Genomic DNA, 16,761 nt, shown 5'->3' with positions numbered 1-16,761 from the left:
GCTCCACCGTCTCTCGAACCGACTGCTGTCGCGCCCCTGTCCCGACCACGTTCAACGCCCGGAGGACGACCCCTGTTCCCCGGAGGGAGCACCGTGGGGTGACGTTCCGTACGGACGACCGCGGCCGGAGCACCCTGAGTCTGCACCCGTCGCGGCCCGCAAGCCACCCTGTGCGGGGGCTTCGGGACGATCTGTGCGAGACGTCCACAGGCCGGAGCGCGACGACCGAGGCGAGCAGGCGGCCACCCGCGGCGCACCCCCGGTCACAGCCCCGGAAGGCTATGCCGGGTCGGTGACGTCCGCGACCTGGGCGCCCAGCGCCCGGACGAGCGCCGCGCCGTCGACGGTCGCCGCGACGCCGTGGGCACCCGCACCGATCGAGACCTGACCGCCGCCGTCCCCGGCATCGGCGACGTCCCCGGACACGTCGGCCTCGTCCCCGACCGGGCGCTCGACGACGCGCAGGTCCGCGACGACCGGCCACGCGTGCGTCGCACCGAAGGGCGTGATCGTGCCGCGCTCGTAGCCGGTGACGTCGCGCGCGACGTCCTTGTCGGGCATCGAGAGGCGCGAGACGCCGAGCAGGGCGCGAAGCTTCGGCCACGAGATCTGCCGGCCCCCGGGCACGAGGACGAAGAGGTAGTCGTCCTCCGCGCGCCGCACGACGATCGTCTTGAGGACCTGCGACGGGTCGACGCCACGCGCCGCGGCGGCCTCCTCCAGCGAGGAGACCGCCCCGTGCCGCGTGATCGTGAAGTCGATGCCCGACGCCTCCAGCGCCGCCTCGGCGCGCTCGCTGCCCATGGCACCCGACCCTACGCGCCGCCGCGCGCCCTGCGTGCCCTGCGCGCCAAGACCCTCAGAGACTGTCGAAGAAGCGCACGACGTCGCCCGCGGTCTGCTCCGGTTCGAGGTGGGCCGCGTAGTGACCGCCCCGCTCGTACGTGGCCCACTGCCGGATGTCCGCGTGGTCCCGCTCCGCGAAGCGACGGATCGAGGCAAAGTCCCCCTTCGCCTGGGCGAGCGCGATCGGCACCGTCGTGGGCCCGGGGCGCTCTCCCGCCTCCTGCGCCCGCTGCTGCGCGAGGGCGTTCTCGCGGTACAGCCGCAGGGCCGAGCCCTGCGTCCCGGTGAACCAGTACACGGCGGCGTTGGCGACCGTGAACGCCGGGTCGAGGTCGCCCATGAGCTGGACGTTCCAGCCGAGCAGCCCGGCGGGCGAGTCGGCGAGCGAGTGCGCGAGGGTCTGCGGCTGCTGGGACTGCAGGACGTTGAACGCGCCGATGTTCTCCCAGAACCAGCCGAGGTGGGCGAGCGCCGCCTGCTCGTTCTCGTCGAGGTCGGCCAGCTCGGCCGGGTCTCCCGAGGGGAACGAGTAGAGCTGGGTCACGTGCACGCCGACGACGTGGTCGGGGTCGAGCCGGCCGACCTCGGGCGAGATCATCGAGCCCCCGTCGTTCCCGACCGCGCCGTACCGCTCGTACCCGAGCCGGCGCATGAGCTCGACCCAGGCGCGCGCGACGCGCTGGTTGTCCCAGCCGCGTTCCGTCGTCGGGCCGGAGAAGCCGAAGCCCGGGATCGAGGGGAGGACGACGTCGTACCCCGCCGCCGTGAGCGGCTCGATCACGTCGAGGTACTCCACGACCGACCCCGGCCAGCCGTGCGTGAGGAGCAGCCCGACGGCGTCCGGCCGTCCCGAGCGCACGTGGAGCGCGTGCACGCGCTGGCCGTCGATCACCGTCTCGACCTGCGGGTACGCGTTGATCCGCGCCTCGATCCCGCGCCAGTCGAAGTCCTCGAGCCAGTACCGGACGAGCTCGCGGACCGATGCGACGCTCGTGCCGTAGCCCTCGTCCGGGTCGAGCGCGTCGGTGAAGCGCGTGCGCGCGAGGCGCTCGCGGACGTCGTCGAGGTCGGCCTGGGGGATGTCGATCCGGGTCGGGATGACCTGCGTGTCCATGGTTCGTCTCCTCGATCGGTGCGGTGCTCAGCGATGGGTACTCGGGTGCGGTGGAGCGCTGCCCTCTCCAGCGTTCGCGCCAGATTGCCAGGAACGGAATGAATCGTTCCGCCATAGTTCGACTGTAGCGGAACGTTCCGTTCCGCACAAGTGCTATCGTCGTGCCCATGACGACCGAGAGCAGCCCACCGCTCAGCGGCCGCCGCGCGCAGGCGGCACGCAACGACACCGCGATCCTCGCGGCGGCGCGCGACGTCTTCGTCGCCGAGCCGGACGCGCCGGTCGCCGCCGTCGCGCAGGCCGCGGGCGTCGGGATCAGCGCGCTGTACCGGCGCTACCCGAGCAAGGAGGCGCTGCTGGCGACGCTGTGCCTCGACGGGCTGCGCCGGTTCGTCGAGGTCGCGCACGGCGCGCTCGACGTCGAGGACCCCTGGAGGTCTTTCGAGACCTTCCTGCGCGGCATCGTCGACGCCGACGTGCACTCCCTGACCGTCCAGCTCGCGGGTCGCTTCACGCCGACGCCGGAGCACGGCGAGCTCGCCCTCGAGGCCGGCGCGCTCGCGGGCACGGTGCTCCGGCGCGCCCAGGAGGCGGGCGTCGTCCGTGCCGACGTCACCGACACCGACCTGCCGATGGTCTACGAGCAGCTCGCCGCGATCCGCCTCGGCGACCCCGACCGCGTCGCCGCCCTGCGCCGTCGGTACCTCGAGCTGCAGCTCGCCGGGCTCCGCGCGGCCGCCGCCGACGGGCATCCGCTCCCCGGGAGTGCCCCGACGCAGGACGAGCTCGGCGTCCGCTGGGTCCCCCGCGCCTGATCTACTCCCCGGCGCGCTCCTCGCCGAGCAGGGCGGGAACGAGCGTGCGCTCCTCGTGGCGGAAGTGGTCGTCGATGTCGACGACCAGGCGCTGGTACTCGGCGACGAGCACGTCGGGCACCGTCTCCTCCTCACCGAGCAGCGCGTCGACGCGGTCGAGAGCCGTTGCGACAGCGCGGTGCTCGGCGCGCAGGCGGTCGATCACGGGAACGAGGTGCGGCAGCTGGCGCACGAACGTGTCGAACGCACGGTCCTCCCCGCCGTGGTGGTCGTGCAGAGCCCTGCAGGATGCCCGGCAGCGCCGGCCGAGCTCCACGGCGACGTCCCGGGAGACCGGCTCGCCACCCTCGCGCGCCGCGGCCAGGTCCGCCTGGAGCGCACGCATGTCGCGCCGCATCTCGGCGTGGACGCGCAGCAGGTACTCGCCGGCCTGCTGCCTGGCTCCCGGGTCGTCAGGCGGGTCGACACGGCGCAGCGCGATCGCGGGGATGCGCCGCCGGACGCCGTCCCGGTACGCCGCGAGCCGAGGATCGACGTCGGCCCGCAGGTCGAGCAGGCGCGCCGACTCCTCCACGGACAGCTCTGCGGCGTGGGCCGTGAACCGCTCGACCGATCCTCCCCCGCCGGGAACCTCCACCTCCACGACCGGGTGGGCGCGAACGTTGTAGAGCCAGGCAGGGTGCCTTTCTGCGCCCCCGTTGGTGGCCAGGACCACGATCCTGTCGGGCTCGTGAAGAGCGGCCAGCGGCGTCGTCCGCGGGATCCCGCTGCGCGCTCCCCGGCTCGTGAGCAGGACCAGCGAGGCTCCGGCGAACCACCCGCCCACCCGACCGTTGCCGGACCGGAACGCCTCGATCACCTCCGCGTCGTTCCGAGGCGTCTCGTCCTCGCTCATGGTCGCCTCCTGTGATCGAATGGCTTTGACGGGAAAGCATCTTTGATCACAAAGGTATATGCGAGACGCCGATCCGTCTACGGCGCAGCAGGAGGAACGGATGGCAGACACGAACGAGGCCGATCCCGCCCTGGAGGACGTGGTGCGGGGGCTGCTGGTGCTGCTGCCGAGGATCGTCGCCCGCGCCAAGCGGCGGACCATCCCCCCGGAGCTCGCCGGGCACGACCTGGCCCCACGGCACCTGAGCCTGTTCGCGATGCTGCTGGACGGTCCGCGCACGGTGAACGAGCTCGCCGCGTCGCTCCGGCTCGCCCCGACCACCGTCAGCCTGATGGTCGCCGATCTCTCCGACCAGGGCCTGCTCGCCCGCGACGAGGATCCCGCCGACCGCCGTCGACGGATCGTCTCGATCTCTGCCGACCACCGGAGCGCGATCCACGCCTGGCTCGGCGACAGCGCCGACGCGTGGCGCGCAGCGCTCGCCCCGCTGGACCCCGCAGAGCGCGCCCTCGTCCTGCGCACCGTGCAGACCTACGAGCGGCACCTCGCGGACGGGTGACTACACGTCGTCGAACTCGGTGACGACCGTGCGCCAGTACTCGGCGCCGTCGCGCGTGCGGTGCACGAGACCCGCGTCGACCATCGAGCGCCGCAGCGAGACGGGGTCGGCCGCCCGCTCCGCGAGCCGCTTCGTCAGCGTGAGCTCGGTGACCGGCTCGTCGAGCGGCAGCACCTGCGACGCGAGATACCGCACGACGAGCTGCCGGTCACGCAGCCGCTTCGGGCTGCGCACGAGGCGACCGTCGCTGAGGAACCGCTCCGGACCGGTCTGCTGCGGCGCGGACCCGCCCGTGAGCAGCGCCGCGAACCGGCCGTGGTCCGCCTGCAGCGACCCGGCGGCGTCGCGCACGACGACGCCCGCCGCGAGCAGCGGCGCGAGCCGACGCCGGTCGTCGGTCGTCAGGTCCGCCTCGGCGGGCGACTCGACGACGACGCGACCGAACAGGCGCAGCCGCCCGTCGTCCGCGAGCGAGGCGACGACCTGCCTCCAGGCGTTGTCCGGGACCGGGGGCGTGCTGTCCATGCCCCGACCCTACGGCGGGGCCGGCCCCCGAGCTGTCAGCAGCGCACCGACCCCTGCACCCGTGGAGCGCTGACACGTGCGCTCAGGCGAGGTGCACGACGTCGCCCGTCCACCGCCGCCGCAGCCACCGGTCGTGCGACGCGACGACGACGGCGCCGGGCCAGTCCTCGACCGCCTCCATGAGCTCGGTCGCGAGCGTGAGCGAGACGTGGTTCGTCGGCTCGTCGAGCAGGAGCACGTCGGGGGCCTGCGACACGAGCATCGCGATCACCACGCGACGGCGCTGCCCGACCGACAGGTCCGCGAGCGGACGGCCGAGGTCGCGCGGCGCGACGAGACCGTGCGCGTCGACCCGCGCGTCGCGCGCGTCGTCCTTCCCCACGCCCTGTACGAGCGCGAGGAGCTCCCGCGGGGTGCGGGCGTCGTCGTGCAGGTGGACGTCCTGCTCGAGGAGCCCGACCCGGACGCCCTTCGCCCGGCCCACGGACCCGGCGTCGGGCACGAGGTCCCCCGCGAGGACGTGCAGCAGCGTCGACTTGCCCGCGCCGTTCGCCCCCGTGACGAGGAGTCGCGAGCCGCGCGCGACCTCGATCGACCGCGCGCCCGACGCCACGAGGTCGAGTCGCGCGGCCCGCTCCCCCGGCGGCACGGGCCCGTCCCGGCGCACGACGACGTCCCGCGCCCACACCGCGAGGTCACCACCCGCGACCTCGCCCCGCGCGGACCGCGACGCCGCGGCGGGCGGCGCGAAGCGCAGCGGCGGCGGCGGCTTGCGGACCTGCTCGCGGTCGAGCGTGTCGAGGCGCAGCTGCGCGTTGCGCACGCGCCGCGCGACCTGGCTCTGGACCCGCTCGCCCTTGAAGTCGTAGAGGATCTTCGCCTGGTTGCCGCGCTCGCGGTTCTTGCTCACGTCGCGCGCGGTCACGGCGACGGACCGACGCAGCTCGGCGAGCTCCGCCTGCTCCGCGGCGAACTGCTGCTCCCAGCGCTCGCGCTCGACGCGCTTCGCCTCGAGGTAGTCGCTGTACGTGCCCCCGTAGACCGTGAGGCCCGGCGACGCGCCGTCCCCTGACGCCCCGCGGTGCGGTGCCGCCGAGGGGTCGAGGTCGAGGATCTCCGTGCACACCTCGTCGAGGAACACGCGGTCGTGGCTCGCGAGCACGACGGCGCCCGGCAGCGCGCGCAGCGCGGCGGCGAGGAACTCGGCCGCGCCGTCGTCGAGGTGGTTCGTCGGCTCGTCGAGCAGGAGCGCGCCGGGCTGGCGCACGAGGAGGGCTGCGAGGCCGAGTCGCGTGCGCTGCCCGCCCGAGAGCGTCCCGACGGGCCGGTCCGCGACGCCCTCGACGTCCAGGCCGAGCCCGGCGAGCGTCCGCGCGGCCCGCGCGTCGGCGTCCCACACGTCGGCGAGCTGGGCGCGCGTGAGGGCGCGGTCGTACGCGGCCTCGGCGTCGGGCTCGCGCGTGTCAGGCCCGGAGTTCACCGGAGCGACCTGTGGCCCGGACACGTGCGCGAGCCCGACGGCCGCCGCCTCGAGCGCGGCCTCGATCGCCCGGACGTCGGCGAGCGCGTCGTCCACGACGGCGCGGACGGTGGTCGACGGCGCGTACGGGAACTCCTGGTGGAGGAACCCGAGGTCGGGCGGGCGCTCTACCGTCCCGGAGTCCGGGGTGGTCGCGCCCGCGAGGACACGCAGGAGCGTGGACTTGCCGGCGCCGTTCTCGCCGACGAGACCGGCGCGGTGGCCGGGGTCGACGGCGAGGTCGACGCCGCGCAGCACGGCACGGCCGTCGTAGGACATGTGGACGTCGGACGCACGAAGGACGGGGTTCATGGGATCACCTGCCAAGGGGTGCCCGGGGCTCCGCGCGACGGGGCGCGGGCGGCTACGGGCGGGGACGGACGGGCCGGTCGGGGCAGGTGAGGATCACATCGGGCACGACGCTACAGCGCACGCGTCCCGACGTCACGGGATTTCGTGCGGCCCGGTCAGGGCGCGACGGTCGAACCCTCGGTCGGCGACTCCGTCGGGATCGACGTCGGGGAAGACGTCGGCTCGTCCGTCGGGTCGGGCGCCGGCTCCGTGGGCGGGTCCGTCGGAGGATCGGTCGGAGGATCGGTCGGCGGGTCCGTCGGCGGATCGGTCGGCGGGTCCGTCGGCGGATCCGTCGGAGGATCGGTCGGCGGGTCCGTCGGAGGATCGGTCGGCGGGTCCGTGGGCGGATCCGTCGGGGGATCCGTGGGCGGGTCGGTCGGCGTCGGCGGCGGGTCCGTGGGGGTGGGCGTCGGCGTCGGGGTGGGCTTCGGGGTCGGCGACGGCGCAGGAGCCGGCGGCACGGTGGGCTTCGGCCCCGGTGCCGGGCTGGGCGACGGCTTCGGCGACGGGCTCGGCGTCGTGGTCTCGGCCGGGGTGTACCGGTCCGGCATCGCGCCCGCACCGAAGAACTCGAAGTGCCACGGCTCGGGCTTCGACCCGTTCGGCCGGGCCCACGACGGGTTGTCCCACCCGTAGTCGGGGGCGTGCAAGCGCAGCCACACGTACTCGGCGGACGTCCCGGACGGGACGTTGCCGCCGACGTCGATCGCCAGGCCCCACCCGTGCTGCGACGTGCCGGGGACCGCGGCGAGGTAGGGCTTGATCACCTTGAGCCGCACCTGGTCCTCGTACGCCCGGTACGAGTCCGTGATCCGCAGCGCGTACCCGAACTCCTTCTCGAACTCGGCGGCCAGCGCCTCGAGCTGCTCCGCGGCGTCGCACCGCAGCGACTGTCCGGCAGCGAACGACAGGTCGCACAGGACGTTCGCGGGGATGCGCCCGTTCTCGTAGTCCGCCGTGGAGCCGGCGTACTTCGCGACGACCTCGGCGAGGCGGTCCGCGAGCGTGGACCCTGCCCGTGCTCCCGTCGCCGGGTCGATGCCGTCCGCCGGGAGAACCCCGACCTCGGGGAACGCGGTCGTCGTGCCGAGCAGGTCGGCGAGGTGCGTGGCGGAGACCACGACGTCGTCGAGCGTCACCGCCCCGTGGTCGTGGCCGTCCTCGTCGTGGTGCGCGTCGTCGTCCGCGTCGCCGGTGCTGTCGTCGCCCTCGGCGTCGCCCTCGAGCTCGCCGGGCGCGACACCGTCCGGCGCGGGCACGGCGTCCTCGGGAAGCACGCGCTCACCCGGGCCGTCCGGCTGCCCGGTGCCCGACGGCGCGTCGTCAGAACCGGTCGACGGCTCGGTCGGCAGGTCGGTCGGCACGTCGGTCGGCACGTCGGTCGGCACGTCGGTCGGCACGTCGGTCGGCGACCCCGACGGCGAGCCGCTGGGCGTCGGCGCGGGTGAGGGGGTCGACGAGGCGAGCGTGGCGGGCTCGTCGTCCGGCGCGCTCTCCCCGGGGGCGTCCTTCTTCGGCACCGCCGTCTCGGGGGCGTCGCCAGCCGGCGCGTCCTCCGGTGGCGCGTCCTCCAGCGGGGCGTCCTCCAGCGGGACGCCACCGTCCAGGCCGTCCGCGGGGGGCGCGAGGGGGTCGGGCAGACCCGGGAGCGTGGGCTCGTCGAGCGAGGAGTCGAGGTCGACCTCGGCATCGGGGACGACCTGCACGGGCACGCGGCGCGCGGCGTCCTGCTGCGCGAGGTAGGTGGCGACCAGCATCCCGAGCTCGGACCGCGCCTGCTCGATGGACGGGCTCACGACGCCCGACTCGAGCGAGTTCGCGGTCGCGAGGACCTCGATCGCGCCGTCGAGCTGCTGGGACTCGTCGAGCCCGGTGCCGAGCACGCTCGTGACCGGCTCGACGGCGGTCGACACGGGGGTCGCGAAGAAGGACGCTCCCTGCTGCTGGGGCTGGGCGCTGCTCGCGAGCGCCGCGACGAGCGTGATGCCGAGCGCGGACGAGATGAGGACCTGCGAGACGGTGCGGGCCCGGCTCGACGAGGCGGGCAGCGCGCGGTCGTCCGCGTCCTCGCTGTGCGTCTCCGTGCTCACCGTGACTCCCTCGTACGCGCTGACGTGTCGCACAGTGCGGTCCTGGTCGTTGCATGGTGATGCCCGGTCGCACGCGTCGTCGCGCCCGGCGCTGCGATGTCGGACCGCCGCAGTGCCTCGTTCGATTACGGTACACCGCGTCCCCACGGCCCTCACCATGTGGTCACGTTCGGACGCGAGAATCGGACCATGAGCTCATCTGCGCGTCACCCCTGGTCAAGGTCACGCGGCGCGGTCGCCGCGGTCGTCGTGGCGGGCTCGTTCGCGCTCACGGCGTGCGCCGACGACGGTTCCGTCTCCGTGCCGGAGTTCACCCTCACCGGAGACGGGCTGGAGCAGCTCCTCGAGGACGCCCGGTCGCAGGCCGAGACGATCGGGGACGACGTCCGCTCGCTCACCGACGACCTCGGCTCCCTGCCCGACGACGCGCGGGCCCGCGCGGAGGAGGCCGTCACCGCGGCCCAGGACGCCGCGGACGAGGCCCGGAGCGCGGTCGACGACGCGGCGTCGGCCACGGAGACCGAGCGCGCCGAGGCCGAGCAGCGGCTCGCGGACGCCGAGGAGCGCCTCGAGGCGGCGTCCGACCAGCTCGACGCCGTCGCGTCGTCGCTCTCGGACACGGACGCCGCGGTGCGCGAGTCGCTCGAAGACCTGCGCACGCAGGTGGACGAGCTGCGCTCGGGCCTGGACTCCTCGACGTCCTGACGGGTCCCGGCGGCGCGGCACCCGTCCCGACGGTTCCCGCCGTCACGGCGCGGGTCGTCCTCGTCCGGGGACCAAGGTCCCCCTGTCGCGCGACCTTCTCCCGGTGTCCACGACTCCGTCACGGAGTGTGATGGGTACCGAGGAGCCCGGCCACAGGGACCGGGTCGACGAGAAGGGCACGACGATGACGGGGACGATCGAGCGGAACACCGACGCGCCGCTCTCGACGGTCGCGGGCACGACGCCCGAGACGCTCAGCCTTGCCGCACGAGCGAGCCGGCCTGCGCAGGTCGTCCTCGGCGTGCTGCGCATCGCCTTGGGGTTCTACTTCCTGTGGGCGTTCTTCGACAAGACGTTCGGTCTCGGCTTCGCGACGCCGGCCGAGAGTGCCTGGGTCAACGGCGGGAGCCCCACGACGGGCTTCCTCTCGGGTGTCGACGGTCCGTTCGCCGGGTTCTTCCGCGGCATGGCGGGCGCTGCCTGGGCCGACTGGCTCTTCATGGCGGGCCTGCTCGGGATCGGGATCGCGCTGGTCCTCGGGATCGGGATGCGCATCGCCGCGGTCAGCGGCTCGCTGCTCCTGGTCTTCATGTACCTCGCGGCGCTCCCGCTGGACACGAACCCGGTCGTCGACGACCACCTCACGATGGCGCTGACCATCGTGGCGCTCGCTCTCATCGGCGGCGGCGACGTGCTCGGTCTGGGCAAGGTCTGGAAGAGCCTCCCGGTCGTCCGCCGCAACCGCTGGCTCGTGTGACGCACCGGACCGCCCGCCGCGAACCGCGGGTCACAGGGGCAGGACCCAGGACCGCGCGACGATTCTGAGGCCGTCGCAGCGCAGGCCGCCCCGAGGAAGAGGGTGTGCGGGTGGTGGGGAGACCACCCGCGCACCCCCTGTCGTGCCCTGGGCGGCTCGGGCCGGGGCCGTCAGCCGAACCGGTTCAGCAGCTCCGCCGCGTCCTGGTCTCCCCGCGCGGCGGCGTCGCGCCACAGGTCCATGGCCTCGGGTACCCGCCCGGCTTTCAGGCGCAGCACGCCGAGGGCCGTGCCCGACGCCGCGTCCCCGGCGAGCGCGGCCTGCTCCAGGAGGTCCTCGGCGTCGGGGGCACGGCCGGCGCGGGCGTACAGGTCCGCGAGCGCGGGTGCGACCCGCGGCTCCCCCGCCTCGGCCCAGGACTCGAGGAGCGCGACCGCGGCGTCGGGCCCGAGCGACCCGGACCGTGCCTGCTCGACGGCGATCTCCCAGTCCTCGCGGGCCGTCCCGCCGGGCGGCCCGGCCGTCCTGACGCCGAAGGGCCCGTCCGACCCGGCGCCGAGCGAGGCCTCGACCTGCGCGAGGCGCTCCGACGCGCCGTGGACGCCCTCCGCCTGCTCGTACCAGCGGCGGGCCGCGTGCAGGTCCCCGCGCTCGTGCGCGACCTGCGCGGCCATGAACGCCCCGTGGGCGTCGCCGGCGAGACCGGCGAGCTCGAAGCAGCGGAACGCCTCGACGTCGTCGCCCGCGTCGTACCGGGCGATGCCGAGCCGGTAGAGCGCTCCGGGGACCTCCCTCGCCGCGGCCTCCTCGTAGAACGGGACGGCCGCGGCCGGGGTACCCAGCGCGCACAGGTCGTCGGCGATGGCGACGAGCTCGGCCGGGTCGTCCGGGTGCAGGTGCGCGACGGCGGCACGCAGGTCGGCGAGAGCGCTCTCACGGGTGGAGGGCAGGGTGGACATGGCAGCAGCGCGTCCTTCCGTCCCCCCGCGTCGGCGTGGACGCACCCTAGCGCACGAGGATGTCGCGTGGGTCACACCCCACGCGCCGGGCGAGCGGCGCGTCGGGACCGGTCTGGGAGACTGCAGCGGTGAGCGGAGAGACCGACCTGCCGGCCGCCGTCGGGCAGCGCGTGCTGGACGCGGTGGTCGCGGTGACGAGCGACCTGGACCTCGACCAGGTGCTGCAGCGCATCGTCCGGGCCACGATGGACCTGACCGGCGCGCGCTACGGCGCTCTCGGAGTGCTGGACCCCTCGGGGCGGGAGCGCCTCGCGCGGTTCGTCCCGCTCGGGCTGACGGACGACGAGGTCGCGGCGATCGACCACTGGCCGCACGGCGAGGGCCTGCTCGGCGAGCTCATCGACCACCCGGAGCCGATCCGCGTGCCGGAGATCGCCGACGACGTGCGCTCGGCCGGGTTCCCCGAGGGTCATCCCCCGATGCACACGTTCCTCGGCGTGCCCGTGCGGGTGCGCGACACGGTCTTCGGCAACCTGTACCTCACGGACAAGGCCGGCGGAGAGCCGTTCACGGCCCAGGACGAGGCGGCCGTCGTGGCGCTCGCCGCGGCGGCCGGTGTCGCGATCGAGAACGCACGCCTCTACGGCCGCGCGAAGCAGGTCGGCATCCTCGAGGACCGCGACCGCATCGCGCGCGACCTGCACGACGTCGTCATCCAGCGCCTCTTCGCGTCCGCGATGTCGCTCTTGAGCGTGCAGCCGCTCGTCGCCGACCCGACCGCGCGCACGCGCATCGAGGAGGCCGTCGCCGACCTCGACGACACGATCCGGCAGATCCGCTCGACGATCTTCGCGCTGCACACGGCCGCCGACCCCGACGCGCCGTCCCTCGAGGACCGCCTGCGCGCCCAGGCCGCGGCGGCCACGACGGTGCTGGGCTTCGCGCCGGACGTCGAGGTCGAGGTCGCGGGCGAGCGGTCCGGCGCCGGCGTGACCGAGGGGGGCCCGAGCATGCCCGCGGAGGTCGTGGACCAGCTCGTCGTCGTGCTCGGGGAGGCGCTGACCAACGTGGCGCGGCACGCGGGGGCGAGCGCCGTCGTCGTGCACCTCGGCGTGACCGCGCACGAGGCGCGCCTGACCGTGACCGATGACGGCGTCGGCATCCGCGAGGGCGGGCGCCGGTCCGGGCTGCGCAACCTGGACGCCCGGGCGTCCGCGCTCGGGGGCGGCTGCACCGTCACGGCGCTGCCCGACGGCGGCACGCGGCTCGAGTGGTGGGCTCCGCTGGGATAGTCGCTCCCGGGCGTCAGAGCGTGCGGTGCATGACGTGCAGACCCACGAGCCCGTGCACCGGGTGGTCGAACGCCTCCGGGACGGTCGCGAGGACCGTGAACCCGAGCGACTCCCAGAGGCGTACGGCGCGCTCGTTGGTCTCGACCACGGCGTTGAACTGCATCGCGCGGTAGCCGTCGGCACGGGCGCCGTCGAGGACCGCGCGGGCCAGCGCCCGCCCCACGCCCCGCCCCGCGGCGTCCGGCCCGACGACGAAGCTCGCGTTCGCGACGTGGGCGCCCGCGCCCGGATGGTTGGGCAGGTACTTCGCGGTGCCGAGGACGGTGCCGGCGTCGTCGACGGCGACGGCGACGAGGACTCGGGCACCCGGCGATCCCGTCCAGGCGACGCGGGCGTCCTCCTCGGTGATGTCGCGCGGGTAGGTGTACGTCTCACCGGCGCGGAACGCAGGCTCGAGGACCCGCCAGACCCCGGGCCAGTCGGCGGGGGTGGCGGCGCGGACGGCGGGCGCGGTGGTCACGGGCCGAGGCTAGCCGGACCGTTCGGCGGTTCGTGCGGTCGTCGGCGGCCGAGCACCGGCTTCGGCAGCTCCAGGTACCGAAACGTGCACGGGCCGCCGAACCGTCAGACCGACCGGGCGATGCGGCGGCCCGTGACGATGCGGGGGACGACCTTGATGACGCGGTCGCGCTCCCCCGGGACGAACGTCACGAGCGGCAGCGCGAGGAGCCGCTCGCGCTCGTCCGGGTCCGTCACCTCGTAGGTGCGCCCGACCAGCACGACCGACCAGCCCGAGCGGGCCTCGGCGTCGAACCAGTCCGCCTCGAACGCCACGACGGCGCGGCTGGCCGCGACCGCGAGCTTGGACCCCTCGCCCGTGCGGAAGACGACGTCCGGCCCGTCGAGGACGAAGTTCACCGGCTGGATCGCGGGCAGCGCGCGGTCCGTGAAGACGATGCGCCCCACCGGCACCGTCGCGAGGAGCGCGTAGCTCTCCTCCGGCGCGAGCTCCGTGAGCCCCGACGTCGTCAGATCCGTGGTGATCATCTCCCCATGCTCGCGCTGCCCGGAGGTGCCCGTGAGCGCCGAAGGTCCCGAGGTAGTACCCCTGTCCGCCGAGACTGCGGTACTACGTCGGCGGCCTCGGGTCGGTGGTCTGCTGACGGATCTCGGTCGCGAGGACGGCGACCTGGGTCCGACGCTGGAGGCCGAGCGTCGCGAGGACGTGCGACACGTAGTTCTTCACGGTCTTCTCGGCGAGGTAGAGCCGCTGGCCGATCTCCCGGTTCGTCAGGCCCTCGCCGATGAGCGCGACGATCTGCCGCTCCTGCGGCGACAGCCCCTCGAGCCGGTCGGGGATCTCGTCCGCGGCGTGCCGCAGGCGCTCGAGCACGCGCGCGGTGCTCGACGGGTCGAGGAGCGATCCGCCCGCGGCGACCGTGCGGACGGCGCCGACCAGGTCCGAGCCGTGGATCTGCTTGAGCACGTAACCCGAGGCTCCCGCGAGGACGGCCTGGAACAGCGCCTCGTCGTCGGCGAACGACGTGAGCATGAGGCAGCCGACCTCCGGCAGCTCCGAGCGCACCTCGCGGCACACCTCGACACCGGACCCGTCGGGCAGGCGCACGTCGAGGATCGCGACGTCGGGCCGGGTCGCGCGGATGCGCGAGAGCGCCGAGGCAGCGGTGCCGGCCTCGCCGACGACGGTGATGTCACCGGCCGCCTCGAGCAGCGCGGCGACGCCGCGGCGGACCACCTCGTGGTCGTCCAGCAGGAACACCCGGATCGGGTGAGGAGAGCCCATGTCTCTCAACGTAGTCGCTCGACGGGACCTTCTCGCGTCGGGTGCGACCCGTCCGGCGAGGTCAGGACCTTGGTCCCTCGTCGGCGTGCCGTCGGACCCGGTCCGGCGGGCCGTGCGGCCGTCGTGGGCGACGGGTCCGCGGAGATATCCAGGAGAGGACGGGACGAGCCCGTCGCGGAGGGCGAGGTGAGGACCATGAGCTGGGACGGAGCGGGTGGGGGACGCGGGCCGGTGGTGCTGGTCGGCGTCGACGGCAGCACGACGAGCGGGCGCGCCCTCGACCGGGCGGTCCGCGAGGCGGCCCGCCGCGGCGCGACGCTGCGCGTCCTGCACGTCGCGTACGTCCCCGTCGTGTCGTCACCGTTCGTGGGCGGCGTGTACTACCCGACGGTCGACGAGGTCGACGCCATCGCCCGGCCCATCCTCGACGCGGCGGCCGACCGCGCCGCGCGCGTCGACCCGACGGTGCGCCTGCTGACGACGCTGCGCTCCGGCGCCCCGTCCGAGGTGCTGCTCGACGCCGCGAAGGACGCCGACCTGGTCGTCGTGGGGACGCGTGGGCTCGGCTCCGTCGGCTCCGCGTTCTTCGGCTCCGTCTCGACGCGCCTCGCGGCCCGCAGCCCTGCCCCTGTGATCGTGGTGCCGCCCGTCGACGCGTGCCGCCACCGCACGGCGGACGTCGTCGTGGGCGTCGACGGGTCGGTGCACGGTGATGTCGCGCTGCGCTTCGCGCTCGACGAGGCTGCGGCGACGGGCGGACGCGTCGTCGCGGTGTGCTCCTGGCGTCTCGCCGCGAGCCTGCAGCCGGAGGACCGCCCCGCGTTCGCCACCCGCGCCGAGCGCGAGGCCCGGTCGGCCGCCTCCCGCACCGTCGAGGAGGCGCTCGCGCGCGTGCGCACCGCCGAGCACGACGGCGTGGGCGTCGAGACGTTCGTCGTCGAGGGACGGCCCGGCGTCGCGCTCCACGAGGCCGGCAGGAGCGCGGCGCTCACGGTCGTCGGGTCCCGCGGCCGTGGCGACGTGCAGGGCAGGCTCATCGGCTCCGTGAGCCACGACGTGCTGCACCACGCCGACGGGCCGGTCGCCGTCGTGCACGCGGCGAAGCCCTGACCGCTCAAGAGCGCCCGCCGAACCGGAACGGGACCGGGATCGGGCCGCAGCAGCAGACGCCGCTCACGCCCGACGTGGCGAGGAGCTGCCCCGCCTGCCAGCACGCCAGGAACCGCAGCGCCGTGGGGACCGTCGCGCGCGTCACGCCACGCCGGGCGACGAGCTCCCGCACCGCGACCGAGCACGGGTTCCCGCCGTGCGCGACGCGGTGCGCACAGCCCCACCCCTTCCGTGGCGAGACCCGCGTCTGGTACCACGCGATCGCGGAGTCGACCCATCGGCTCGCTGCACTCATCGGGTCACCGTAGGTCGAGGGCGCGGTGCACACCGCTCGAGCAGTCTCCCCGCCAGCAGTGCCCGTGCTTTGCCAGCGACGGGTCGCCGGACTATGTTTTTCGGTATGCCGAACTATTCCGGGCGACAGCGACCCGTCCGCGCCGCCGCCGCGCTCGCGGCGCTCGCGATCGGGCTCGCCGCCTGCTCGACCGGCACGGATGCCGGCGCGGATGCTGACGCCGCCGACGACCGGCCGGTCGTCCTGACGACGTTTACCGTGCTCGCGGACATGGCCCGCAACGTCGCCGGGGACCACCTGCGCGTCGAGTCGATCACCAAGGTGGGGGCGGAGATCCACGGCTACGAGCCCACCCCGGGTGACCTGCGGCGCGCCGCGGAGGCCGACCTGATCCTCGACAACGGGCTCGGGCTCGAGGCGTGGTTCGACCGGTTCGTGGGCGACCTCGACGTGCCGCACGTCGTCGTGAGCGAGGGCGTCGACACCATCGCGCTCGGCGACGACACCGCCGAGGAGTACCAGGGCACGGCCAACCCCCACGCCTGGATGTCGCCCGTGAACGGCCAGCTGTACGCGCAGAACATGGCCGAGGCCTTCGCCGAGCTCGACCCCGCGCACGCCGACGACTACCGCGTCGCGGCCGACGAGTACGCCACCGAGATCGGCGCCGTCCACGACGAGCTCACCGCGGCGCTCGACACCCTGCCCGACGAGCACCGCGCGCTCGTCACGTGCGAGGGCGCGTTCTCCTACCTCGCGCGCGACGCGGGCCTCACCGAGCACTACCTCTGGGCCGTCAACGCGGAGCAGCAGGCCACGCCGCGCCAGGTCGCGGGCACGATCGAGCTAGTCGAGCGCGACGACGTGCCCGCCGTCTTCTGCGAGTCCACCGTGTCCGACGCGCCCATGCAGCGGGTCGTCGAGGCGACCGGCGCGTCGTTCGGCGGCGTGCTCTACGTCGACTCGCTCTCCGAGCCCGACGGCCCAGTCCCGACCTACCTCGACCTCCTGCGGTACGACGCGAGCACGATCGTCGCGGGCCTCACGGGCGATGCCCCGGGAGGCGAGGGCTGATGGCGCGCGACCCCGCGACGTCGGGCACGAGCGATGTGTCAGGGCCAC

The 16,761-nt window shown here is 74.5% G+C and carries 18 protein-coding genes; 7 read left to right on the top strand and 11 right to left on the bottom strand.

The genetic code is table 11. The annotated features are described in order from the left end of the window. Positions 1–279: 279 nt before the first annotated feature. Together AC4H2G_RS06310 and AC4H2G_RS06305 are read right to left on the bottom strand one after the other, a co-directional pair. Positions 280–804: an aminoacyl-tRNA deacylase gene (locus tag AC4H2G_RS06310; protein WP_494364901.1), complete on the bottom strand. Its 525-nt coding sequence runs from the start codon at positions 802–804 to the stop codon at positions 280–282. Positions 805–859: 55 nt separating this feature from the next. Next, the gene (locus AC4H2G_RS06305; protein WP_494364900.1) at positions 860–1,960 is read right to left on the bottom strand and encodes an epoxide hydrolase family protein; all 1,101 of its coding nucleotides are present in this window, start codon (positions 1,958–1,960) and stop codon (positions 860–862) included. Positions 1,961–2,127: 167 nt separating this feature from the next. Here AC4H2G_RS06305 and AC4H2G_RS06300 point away from each other — a divergent pair, with 167 nt between their 5' ends. Next, on the top strand, positions 2,128–2,775 hold the full coding sequence (locus AC4H2G_RS06300; RefSeq protein ID WP_494364899.1) for a TetR/AcrR family transcriptional regulator: 648 nt from the start codon (positions 2,128–2,130) through the stop codon (positions 2,773–2,775). A gap of 1 nt (position 2,776) precedes the next feature. On the opposite strand, the gene AC4H2G_RS06295 is transcribed toward AC4H2G_RS06300, so the two are convergent. Next, positions 2,777–3,670 (bottom strand): nitroreductase/quinone reductase family protein, encoded by an 894-nt coding sequence (locus tag AC4H2G_RS06295; protein WP_494364898.1) that lies wholly within the window; start codon positions 3,668–3,670, stop codon positions 2,777–2,779. A 100-nt stretch (positions 3,671–3,770) separates the two neighbouring features. Between AC4H2G_RS06295 and AC4H2G_RS06290 the strand changes: the two genes are divergently transcribed. Further along, positions 3,771–4,229: a MarR family winged helix-turn-helix transcriptional regulator gene (locus tag AC4H2G_RS06290; protein WP_494364897.1), complete on the top strand. Its 459-nt coding sequence runs from the start codon at positions 3,771–3,773 to the stop codon at positions 4,227–4,229. On the opposite strand, the gene AC4H2G_RS06285 is transcribed toward AC4H2G_RS06290, so the two are convergent. The 3 genes from AC4H2G_RS06285 to AC4H2G_RS06275 form a co-directional block, all read right to left on the bottom strand. Continuing rightward, positions 4,230–4,754 carry a DUF2087 domain-containing protein gene (locus tag AC4H2G_RS06285; RefSeq protein ID WP_494364896.1) on the bottom strand — a complete coding sequence of 175 codons (525 nt, stop codon included), beginning with the start codon at positions 4,752–4,754 and terminating at the stop codon, positions 4,230–4,232. Between the two features lie 82 nt (positions 4,755–4,836). After that, positions 4,837–6,585, bottom strand: a complete 1,749-nt coding sequence (locus AC4H2G_RS06280; RefSeq protein ID WP_494364895.1) for an ABC-F family ATP-binding cassette domain-containing protein — start codon at positions 6,583–6,585, stop codon at positions 4,837–4,839. Between the two features lie 155 nt (positions 6,586–6,740). Continuing rightward, positions 6,741–8,717, bottom strand: coding sequence for a M15 family metallopeptidase (locus AC4H2G_RS06275; RefSeq protein WP_494364894.1), 1,977 nt, complete (start codon positions 8,715–8,717; stop codon positions 6,741–6,743). Positions 8,718–8,906: 189 nt separating this feature from the next. Between AC4H2G_RS06275 and AC4H2G_RS06270 the strand changes: the two genes are divergently transcribed. Together AC4H2G_RS06270 and AC4H2G_RS06265 are read left to right on the top strand one after the other, a co-directional pair. Further along, positions 8,907–9,422: a hypothetical protein gene (locus tag AC4H2G_RS06270; protein WP_494364893.1), complete on the top strand. Its 516-nt coding sequence runs from the start codon at positions 8,907–8,909 to the stop codon at positions 9,420–9,422. Positions 9,423–9,552: 130 nt separating this feature from the next. Next, positions 9,553–10,179: a hypothetical protein gene (locus AC4H2G_RS06265; RefSeq protein WP_494364892.1), complete on the top strand. Its 627-nt coding sequence runs from the start codon at positions 9,553–9,555 to the stop codon at positions 10,177–10,179. Positions 10,180–10,349: 170 nt separating this feature from the next. On the opposite strand, the gene AC4H2G_RS06260 is transcribed toward AC4H2G_RS06265, so the two are convergent. Beyond that, the gene (locus AC4H2G_RS06260; protein WP_494364891.1) at positions 10,350–11,138 is read right to left on the bottom strand and encodes a tetratricopeptide repeat protein; all 789 of its coding nucleotides are present in this window, start codon (positions 11,136–11,138) and stop codon (positions 10,350–10,352) included. A 128-nt stretch (positions 11,139–11,266) separates the two neighbouring features. On the opposite strand from AC4H2G_RS06260, the gene AC4H2G_RS06255 reads away from it, so the two are divergent. Further along, a complete protein-coding gene (locus tag AC4H2G_RS06255) occupies positions 11,267–12,430 on the top strand; it encodes a GAF domain-containing sensor histidine kinase (protein ID WP_494364890.1) in 1,164 nt (387 codons plus the stop codon). Between the two features lie 13 nt (positions 12,431–12,443). Here the strand turns inward: AC4H2G_RS06255 and AC4H2G_RS06250 are convergent, their stop codons facing one another. The 3 genes from AC4H2G_RS06250 to AC4H2G_RS06240 form a co-directional block, all read right to left on the bottom strand. Further along, positions 12,444–12,950: a GNAT family N-acetyltransferase gene (locus AC4H2G_RS06250; RefSeq protein ID WP_494364889.1), complete on the bottom strand. Its 507-nt coding sequence runs from the start codon at positions 12,948–12,950 to the stop codon at positions 12,444–12,446. A gap of 104 nt (positions 12,951–13,054) precedes the next feature. Continuing rightward, the gene (locus AC4H2G_RS06245) at positions 13,055–13,477 is read right to left on the bottom strand and encodes a pyridoxamine 5'-phosphate oxidase family protein (protein ID WP_494364888.1); all 423 of its coding nucleotides are present in this window, start codon (positions 13,475–13,477) and stop codon (positions 13,055–13,057) included. Between the two features lie 82 nt (positions 13,478–13,559). After that, entirely contained in the window at positions 13,560–14,234 is a 675-nt protein-coding gene (locus AC4H2G_RS06240) for a response regulator (protein WP_494364887.1), read from the bottom strand. A gap of 195 nt (positions 14,235–14,429) precedes the next feature. Between AC4H2G_RS06240 and AC4H2G_RS06235 the strand changes: the two genes are divergently transcribed. Beyond that, positions 14,430–15,344 (top strand): universal stress protein, encoded by a 915-nt coding sequence (locus tag AC4H2G_RS06235; protein WP_494364886.1) that lies wholly within the window; start codon positions 14,430–14,432, stop codon positions 15,342–15,344. 4 nt (positions 15,345–15,348) lie between these two features. Here the strand turns inward: AC4H2G_RS06235 and yidD are convergent, their stop codons facing one another. Further along, positions 15,349–15,639 (bottom strand): membrane protein insertion efficiency factor YidD, encoded by a 291-nt coding sequence (yidD, locus tag AC4H2G_RS06230; RefSeq protein ID WP_494364885.1) that lies wholly within the window; start codon positions 15,637–15,639, stop codon positions 15,349–15,351. A 105-nt stretch (positions 15,640–15,744) separates the two neighbouring features. Here yidD and AC4H2G_RS06225 point away from each other — a divergent pair, with 105 nt between their 5' ends. Next, positions 15,745–16,713 carry a metal ABC transporter substrate-binding protein gene (locus AC4H2G_RS06225; protein WP_494364884.1) on the top strand — a complete coding sequence of 323 codons (969 nt, stop codon included), beginning with the start codon at positions 15,745–15,747 and terminating at the stop codon, positions 16,711–16,713. Positions 16,714–16,761 lie beyond the last annotated feature (48 nt).

The sequence above is a fragment of the Cellulosimicrobium sp. BMG9.23 genome, from assembly GCF_059159985.1.
This window is presented reverse-complemented; position numbering and strand designations above follow the sequence as displayed.